Below are 7652 nucleotides of genomic sequence, written 5' to 3'. Positions count from 1 at the left end.
ATCAGAACCGAAGCTCTAGATTCTTGTTTTGACGCGTTTTCTTCACGCGAACCGGTGTCCACTTCGCTCGAAAACGCTCTAGCGGCGCAGGCTGGCCCAGACGCCGCCCAGGATCAGCAGACCGCCGAAAAGATGGATCAGCTTCGGCGGCTCACCGAGGATCGCGAAAGACAATAGCGCGCTCGCAATCGGCCCGAGATAGAGCACGAGCGAGGTCCGCACCGAGCCGAACCTGCCGCCGAGCCAGGCAAAGCCGGCATAGGCGAGCAGGCCGGGAACGATGCCGGCAAAGACATAGGCCGACAGCGCCTTGGTGCTGAAGACCTGGGCCGGCATCGCCCACATCTCCATGGCCGCTGGTGGCAGCGAGAACAGCGCGCCGGCACCCGAGAACAGGCTGATGCGCGCGAGCAGCGACGCCTTGGGCGCGGCGCGCGATTGCAGCAGCGTATAGCCGGACCAGCCGAGCATCGCGATCACGACGAGGCCGTCGCCCGCCACGGTCTGAAGCTCGATCAGCGTCTGCGGATGGCCGCCGGAGATGATGAGCAGCGCACCTCCGAGCGCGAGCGCCGTGCCGAGCCATTGCTGCGGGCCGACATGCTCGATGCCGCGCAGGGCCGAGATCAGCAGCACGGTGATCGGCGACAGCGCCATGATCAGCGCGATGTGGATCGCCGTCGTCGATACGCCGGCGGCATAGACCGGCCCGCCGCACAGGAACATGCCCATGAAGCCGGCGGCGAGGATCGGCCAGACGTTTCGGCCGAGCGGCACGCGGCCATCGCGGATCTCCCTCAGCGCGATCGGCGCGAGCCCGATTGCGACGATGCTCCAACGGAAAAAGGCGAGCGCGAAGGGAGGGACGGAGCCGGCAAGTCCGCGCGCCAGAACCTGGTTGGAGGCTTGCGCAGTCGCGACCAGGATGAAGCCGATCAGCGCGATCGCGCCGAGCCAGGCGTCCGTGGACGGAGATGCACCGGCAACCGTGCGATGACCGCCGTCAGGGGTTTCCTTGCCCGTTTCCTTGCCCGTTTCCTTGCCCGTTTCCTCGCCCATGGATCAATCGGATATCCGATGTCGGCCGCGGTGAGAACCCCGACGACGGCTCACCGAGGTGCATATGCGGCACGCGCGCCATTCCGGGAGGCGCGGAGACGCTCGCGAGCAACACCGGCACGATGGGCGTGCGGGTGAGCGAGACCGAGAACACCGCCAGCAGCGCGCAGAGCATGCAGAGCCTCATCCGCACCGTCCTGCGATCGGTGATCGGCAGGAACAGGAAAAACAACATCGCCAGGATCAGCAGCGCGTCGATCAGAAACATGGGGCTCTCCTTCAAGACTGGAGAGAGCATGACGAACAGCGCCCGGGCGGTATGTGGACGGCGTCACAGTGCCGGAGCCGGCCGTCCGCGCGCCTCTTGGGGCCGAATTGAGCGCCATCGGGGAACCCTGATCGCGAAGATGGCATCGCGGCCGGTTGTATTTGCGAGCCCGGAGTCTTATCCCTACGCGCCATGGACACCCAGATCATCACCGCCGCAAAGCCCTTGATGGCCCAGGCCCGCCCGCGCAAGCCGGCGCCGTTCCTCCCGATGAGCCGCGCCGAGATGGACGCGCTCGGCTGGGACGCCTGCGACATCGTGCTGGTGACCGGGGATGCCTATGTCGACCATCCGAGCTTCGGCATGGCGATCATCGGCCGGCTGCTGGAGGCGCAGGGCTTTCGGGTCGGCATCATCTCCCAGCCCGACTGGCATTCGGCCAAGCCGTTCAAGGCGCTCGGCAAGCCGAAGGTGTTCTTCGGCGTCACCGGCGGCAACATGGATTCCATGGTGAACCGCTACACTGCGGACCGGCGCATCCGCAGCGACGACGCCTATACGGCGGGTGGCGAAGGCGGCAAGCGGCCGGACCGCTGCACCGTCGTCTATGCGCAGCGCTGCCGCGAGGCGTTCAAGGACGTGCCGATCGTGCTCGGCGGCATCGAGGCCTCGCTGCGCCGGATCGCGCATTACGACTACTGGTCGGACAAGGTGCGCCGCTCGGTGCTGGCCGACGCCAAGGCCGACCTCTTGCTCTACGGCAATGCCGAGCGCGCCGTGGTCGAGGTGGCACAGCGCCTCGCCGCGGGCGAAGCGCCGCGCGCGCTCGACGACATCCGCGGCGTCGCGCTGTTCCGCCGCGTGCCTGAAGACTATTCCGAGCTGCACGCCGACGATCTCGATTCCGCCGACGAGGGCGCGACGCGCCAGAAGGGCTTAACCGTGATCCGCTTGCCCGCGCTGGAGCAGGTCGAGCAGGACAAGGAAGCCTATGCCCGCGCCTCACGCGTGCTGCATCGGGAGAGCAATCCCGGCAACGCGCGGCCGCTGGTGCAGCGTCACGGCGATCGCGACCTCTGGCTCAACCCGCCGCCGATCCCGCTGACCTCCGAGGAGATGGACGCGGTCTACGACCTGCCTTACGCGCGCGCGCCGCATCCGTCCTACGGCGAGGCGAAGATCCCGGCGTGGGACATGATCAAGTTCTCGGTGACGATCATGCGCGGCTGCTTCGGCGGCTGCACCTTCTGCTCGATCACCGAGCACGAAGGCCGCATCATCCAGAACCGCTCCGAGGGTTCTATTCTCCGCGAGATCGAGAAGATCCGCGACAAGACGCCGGGCTTCACCGGTGTGATCTCCGATATCGGCGGCCCCACCGCCAACATGTACCGGATGGCGTGCAAGGACCCGAAGGTCGAGGCCGCGTGCCGGCGGCCGTCCTGCGTCTTCCCCGAGATCTGCCCGAACCTCAACACCTCGCATGACGATCTCATTCGCCTCTATCGCAAGGTGCGCGAGACCAAGGGCATCAAGAAGGTGATGGTCGCCTCCGGCGTGCGCTACGACCTCGCGGTCGAGAGCCCGGAATACATCAAGGAGCTCGTCACCCATCACGTCGGCGGCTACCTGAAGATCGCCCCTGAGCATACCGAGCGCGGCCCGCTCGACAAGATGATGAAGCCGGGCATCGGCGCCTACAACAAGTTCAAGCGCATGTTCGACGAAGCGGCCGAACGCGCCGGCAAGAAGTATTACCTGATCCCCTATTTCATCGCGGCGCATCCGGGCACGACCGACGAGGACATGATGAACCTCGCACTGTGGCTGAAGAAGAACCGCTATCGCGCCGACCAGGTGCAGACCTTCCTGCCCTCGCCGATGGCAACGGCGACCGCGATGTACCACACCGGCGTCAATCCCTTGCGCGGCGTGCGCCACGGCGGCAGCGACAAGGTCGAGGCGATCAAGGGCCTGCGCCAGCGCCGCCTGCACAAGGCGTTTTTGCGTTATCACGACCCCGACAACTGGCCGGTGCTGCGCGAGGCCTTGATCGAGATGGGCCGCCGCGACCTGATCGGCTCGCAGCCGCACCAGCTCGTCCCTGCGCACCAGCCGCCCGGCACCGGCAAGGCCGCGGGCACGCGGCGCGCGGTGCGGCCTGGCGGCAAGACGCAGAAGTTCACGACCAAGGGCCTGCGGGTGATGAAGTAGCGGGCGCGGCGAGCCGGTTCAGCCTCGCACGTGGCCCGCCAAACAAAAATGTCGAAAACAACCCCATGCACAGTAGACGGGGTTAGCGAAGTCAATGACTTAAGGCGCGTGCGGAACGGATGATCTAGCGGGTGAGGACGCGTTGCTCCGTCGGGCAAAACACGCGCATGATGGCATCGTCGATCGGTGCGGCCCGCTCGAGCCCCGAGCCGTGTTCCGACTTCCCTGAGCTCCCCACCGCGGGCGGAGCGGATTGCTTCGCTCTTTCGAGCTGCTCCAGCTGCAACCACGCAAGCTGGACTGTCGCGCCGGAAGAATTGCGTCGTGCCGCGCGTCCTCAACCTTCCTTGCTGTGGCGCGCCGTCTCTCCGGCCGCGTAGCCGAGCACGACGGCAAGGGTCACGGGCCACGCCGCGCCCATGATGAGGGTCGAGCCGAAGTGACGCTCGCCGGGATTCTGGTAGCCATCTTGGGCACCAAGAACGAACACCGCGATCAGACAACTCAGGACGTATCGCTTTATCCAAGACATCTGGAAGAGCCTTCTTTTGCAAGGCATAGGTCGCGCCTGCAGTCCGCTCGGTTCAGCGTCGCAAAGTACTATTGACCTCGACGCAATCATGTAACATATAAAGTTACATGAAGCGAGACAGCCGATTATCCGGCGTGCTGCATGTGCTGCTGCACATGGCGCAGCAGCCCGGGCCGTTCACATCCGAGACTCTGGCGAAAGCCATGGACACCAACCCCGTGGTGATCCGGCGCATCATGGCCGGCCTGCGGGAGCTTGGTTACGTCCACTCCGAGAAGGGGCATGGCGGCGGCTGGACGCTTGCCTGCGATCTTTCGAAGGTGACGCTGCGCGACATCTACGCCGCCCTCGGCAGTCCCTCGCTGCTGGCAATGGGCAACCGGACCGAGGCGCCGGGCTGTCTCGTCGAGCAGGCCGTCAATGCCGCGCTCGGTCAGGCCTTTGGCGATGCCGAGGCATTGCTGCTGGCGCGCCTCGGCGAGGTGACACTGGCGATGCTGAGCGAGGATCTGCGCAAGCGGATCGGGTCGCGAAAAATTCACGACATCAGCGCGCATCGCGCGTGAACGGCTCCATTCACGGGGACACCCTCATGACCGACATTCAAGCCGCATTCTCTGATCCGCAATTCGTGGCGCGATACACCGAAGGGCCACGGCGCTTCGTGCCGGGCTATGACGCCATGCAATCCATGGCGGCGATTCTGCTGGCCGAAAGCGTGCCCGGCGATGGGCAGGTGCTCGTCCTCGGCGCCGGCGGCGGCCTGGAGCTCAAGGCCTTTGCACAGGCGCATCCCGGTTGGCGCTTCGACGGCGTCGATCCCTCAGCGGCGATGCTGGCGCTGGCCGGGCAGACTCTGGGAGAGCTCGCACCACGTGCACGCCTTCATCAAGGCTATGTCGATGATGCCCCGCAGGGGCCGTTCGACGGCGCCACCTGCCTCCTGACGCTCCATTTCGTCGATGTCGCCGAGCGGCGCCGGATCGCCTCGGAGGTCCGCCGCCGGCTCAAACCGCGCGCACCGTTCGTGATCGCGCATCTGAGCGCACCCGATGGAGAGAAGGAACGTCCGCTGTGGCTGGCGCGGTACTCCGCGTTCCTGGCCGCCTCCGGCGTCGAGCCGGATCAGGCCGCGGCCGCGCGGGATGCGGTCAGCAACCATCTGCAGATCCTGGCGCCAGCGCAGGACGAGGTGATCCTGCGCGAGGCCGGCTTCTCCGACCCGACGCTGTTCTACACCGGCTTCGCCTTCCGCGGCTGGGTGGCTTACGCGTGAGGCAGCACGGGCTCGTCGGCATGCACGGCATCGAGCAATGCCCGATAAACCCGGTGCATCAGACGATGCTGCACCTTCTGACCGAGGAGAGCTGAAGACGCGCGGCCGGCCGTTGACCGACAACGGAGAAGTTTCTTTTGGCTCTCGCGGAACCATCGTTCCGCCAGTCCATTGGCTCCCCGACACAAACCTCTTTTGGGAGTTAATTCATGAGAATTCTCACAGTTTTGGCAGCTGCGGCCGGTACGCTTTTCGTGACTGCTGCTTCGGCAGCCCCGCTTTCCCTGAACGCGCCGTCCGCACCGGAGAGCAGCGTTCAGAACGTTCGCATGGTCTGCAACGAAGACGGACGTTGCTGGCGCGAGCGTAGCGAACGACGCGTCATCATCCGCGAAGGACGCGATGCCTACGGATATGCACCGCGCGAGCGCTACATCGAGCGGCGCGGCTATGAGGAACGTGGTGGCGTCGGCTTCCGCGCTCCCGGCGTGAGCGTCGGAATCGGCACCTACTGAGCAGCGAAGCGAGCGAATTGAAGAGGCCGCGGTGCAAACCGCGGCCTTTTTTGTCGGACTCTTTTTATCGGACTCTCGGGCGATCGGCGGGTGAAGAGATCCCGCTCACGCCGCTGCGGCGATCGAGCCAAGCGGCACCTCCAGTGCGTAAACGAATCCGCCCCGTTCATATGCGAGGCTCACCTGTCCGGTCAGTTGCTGACCGAGAGACCCCATCATCCGGGTGCCGTAACTCCGGCGTGTCGGCGGTTCGACCGGGGGACCGCCCCTTTCGGTCCAGACAAGGCGAAGCCTCTGCTTCAACTCGTCGATCGCCCACGAAATCTCGACGCGGCCCTTCGGGACGGAGAGCGCGCCGAATTTGGTGGTGTTGGTGCACAATTCGTTGAAAGTCATCGCAAGCGCGATGACGGCGACGGAGGTAATCCGGATATCCGGTCCATTGAAGTGGAAGCGCCGGTCTCCCGGGCTGTCGTAGGGCTCCGTCGCACTGCTCAGCGTGTGGGTCAGGCTGGCATCTGCCCAGCTCACCTGCATCAGCAGATCATGGGCTCGCCCCAATGCGAGCAGCCTGCCCTCCATTGCCTTCTGTCCGTGCTCGATACTTGGTGCTCCGCGGAAGCTCTGGGATGCGATCGCACTCACCATGGCAAGCGTATTCTTGACGCGATGATGCAGCTCTCCGAGAATGAGCTTCTGCAATTTTTCGGCGGCACTGCGCTGCTCGTCATCGATACCGGCCTGAACGATCAGGGCGCGCGCGTCTATCTCGGCCTGTTCGAGCAGCAAGCGAAGGGTGTCGTTTTCGGCGGACAAGGAAGCCTCCTGCTCCGACTGGGAGCTGGAGGCAGCCGTCGGCGCGGCGCCAAACGGGCCACCTGACGTCCAGTCGCCTGCCGTCGGAATGATCCGCAAAGCACCTGCGCCCACCATGGTCTTCAGCTCGGTGATCATTTGCTCGACGCCGAGCGGCTTACCGAAAAATCTACTGTTCTCCGGCCGTTCCGCCTCGGACGGCTTCACCTGGCCGGACACCAGGATAATCTTGATCGAGGGCCATCGCTCGTGCACCGCATGGGCAAGCTTGAGTCCATCGATACTGCCGGGCATCTGAATGTCGGTCAGCAGCAGCGAGATGTCCGATCGGGATTCCAGAACGGAGATGGCCTCGTCTGCATTGATCGCCTCGATGGGACAGAACCCGGCATCCTCGACGATGTCGACCGCACGCATCCGCAGGATCATTTCGTCCTCCACGACAAGGACGTTCGGCACCTGAATTGGATCTGTCGACATGGGATCTCACTCTTTCTCGGCGGGCCGAGGGAGTCTCGGCACCCGCGAATGCTCGTAAGCCGATTGCACTTGACCGACGTCCCCAGCCATTGCTGCGCTTCTCGAGAGGAGAAGGCCAGCCAATTCGTCGCGTGTGGGCTGTCCCGCCTGAGCGCGACGGCCTGATCCCGACCGACCGGCTTGGAGAGGAGAAGCCTGGGGGTAGGTTGGCCGATCTCTCGGGCGAGCGGATTGAACGAGGACCGAACTAACGCCGGGCAGTCACGAGGCGAGCTACCTGGATCTCCGTTCCGGCGCCGGCTTGTCGGAGGCAGGACGTGGTAAAGGCTGGCCAGACCTGTGCCGAGCAATCTGGGAGAGCGGCTCGGATTTCGAGCCGGTCACCTTTGGCCAGCGCCACGAGCTCATCCGCTTGCACGTTTGGAGCAAAAGCCGGCAAAGCGACCACCGCCGCACCGAGGATCATGAATATCGCGAGGGATGAGAAGGATC

8 protein-coding genes are annotated in these 7652 nt (G+C 64.9%); 4 read left to right on the top strand and 4 right to left on the bottom strand.

Going from position 1 to position 7652, the window contains the following annotated elements; translation table 11 throughout:
* Positions 1-78: 78 nt before the first annotated feature.
* Both UNPF46_RS29235 and UNPF46_RS29230 read right to left on the bottom strand, forming a co-directional pair.
* Positions 79-1059 (bottom strand): DMT family transporter, encoded by a 981-nt coding sequence (locus UNPF46_RS29235; RefSeq protein WP_181770170.1) that lies wholly within the window; start codon positions 1057-1059, stop codon positions 79-81.
* Entirely contained in the window at positions 1004-1327 is a 324-nt protein-coding gene (locus tag UNPF46_RS29230) for a hypothetical protein (RefSeq protein ID WP_142252303.1), read from the bottom strand. Before UNPF46_RS29230 ends, UNPF46_RS29235 begins: the two co-directional genes overlap by 56 nt.
* A gap of 192 nt (positions 1328-1519) precedes the next feature.
* Between UNPF46_RS29230 and UNPF46_RS29225 the strand changes: the two genes are divergently transcribed.
* Positions 1520-3541 carry a YgiQ family radical SAM protein gene (locus tag UNPF46_RS29225; RefSeq protein ID WP_142252302.1) on the top strand — a complete coding sequence of 674 codons (2022 nt, stop codon included), beginning with the start codon at positions 1520-1522 and terminating at the stop codon, positions 3539-3541.
* Positions 3542-3878: 337 nt separating this feature from the next.
* Here the strand turns inward: UNPF46_RS29225 and UNPF46_RS29220 are convergent, their stop codons facing one another.
* Positions 3879-4073: a hypothetical protein gene (locus UNPF46_RS29220; protein WP_142252301.1), complete on the bottom strand. Its 195-nt coding sequence runs from the start codon at positions 4071-4073 to the stop codon at positions 3879-3881.
* A gap of 107 nt (positions 4074-4180) precedes the next feature.
* Here UNPF46_RS29220 and UNPF46_RS29215 point away from each other — a divergent pair, with 107 nt between their 5' ends.
* The 3 genes from UNPF46_RS29215 (at position 4181) to UNPF46_RS29205 (ending at position 5864) form a co-directional block, all read left to right on the top strand.
* A complete protein-coding gene (locus UNPF46_RS29215; protein ID WP_142252300.1) occupies positions 4181-4639 on the top strand; it encodes an Rrf2 family transcriptional regulator in 459 nt (152 codons plus the stop codon).
* A 26-nt stretch (positions 4640-4665) separates the two neighbouring features.
* Entirely contained in the window at positions 4666-5349 is a 684-nt protein-coding gene (locus tag UNPF46_RS29210; RefSeq protein ID WP_142252299.1) for a class I SAM-dependent methyltransferase, read from the top strand.
* Positions 5350-5558: 209 nt separating this feature from the next.
* Entirely contained in the window at positions 5559-5864 is a 306-nt protein-coding gene (locus tag UNPF46_RS29205) for a hypothetical protein (RefSeq protein ID WP_100174981.1), read from the top strand.
* 105 nt (positions 5865-5969) lie between these two features.
* On the opposite strand, the gene UNPF46_RS29200 is transcribed toward UNPF46_RS29205, so the two are convergent.
* Positions 5970-7160: an HWE histidine kinase domain-containing protein gene (locus tag UNPF46_RS29200; protein WP_100174980.1), complete on the bottom strand. Its 1191-nt coding sequence runs from the start codon at positions 7158-7160 to the stop codon at positions 5970-5972.
* Between the last annotated feature and the right edge of the window lie 492 nt (positions 7161-7652).

It is taken from the genome of Bradyrhizobium sp. UNPF46 (assembly GCF_006658625.1).
Taxonomy (GTDB): Bacteria; Pseudomonadota; Alphaproteobacteria; order Rhizobiales; family Xanthobacteraceae; genus Bradyrhizobium; species Bradyrhizobium nitroreducens.
This window is presented reverse-complemented; position numbering and strand designations above follow the sequence as displayed.